General features: G+C 44.3%; 1 pseudogene. It reads left to right on the plus strand.

The annotated features are described in order from the left end of the window. Positions 1-229: pseudogene (locus tag R7Z50_RS30730) on the plus strand (hypothetical protein); the annotation flags it as partial. Positions 230-533: the final 304 nt, after the last annotated feature.

The following is a 533-nucleotide window of genomic DNA, read 5'->3' on the forward strand; positions in this document are numbered from 1 at the left end:
TGGTGCTTTTGATGAAGAGCGTTACCCATTAGAAGTAGAGTATGCCATCGTTGATACCTGCATAAACTCGTCAAAAAATATGGTGTCGGTGAGTTGGTATGAGAGTAAGCGAGAAACGTGTTTATGCGCTCTTTCACAAACGGAAAAGTCTGTGCCGTATTCCGATTACAAATCTGATCAAAACTTGTTTTTGAGTAACTTCAAGCTGAATGCGAGAAGTTGTTCATAATAGAAAAATGAGGCAGCTAGACTGCCTCATTTATATCTAATGTGCTTAGCGTTTAGGTGTGTTGCCACGACCTTTGCCTGAAGGCTTGCCAGTTGTGCTTGGGTAGTTTGGATTACCTTTCGGCGCAGTTTTTGGTGCAGAACTTGGTTTTGCCATGATGGTTACTCCTATTTACCTTGTTCTTGGTTGTTGGCAGCAGCGCGTTGAGCGCGGGCAGCGAACGAATCTTTAGATACTTGTCCGCCATTTTGTTTTGCTTGATTCGCTTGAATGCGAGCAGCGGCTTCTGGGGTCATTGGTGCTT

The organism is Vibrio sp. 1249-1, assembly GCF_033340495.1.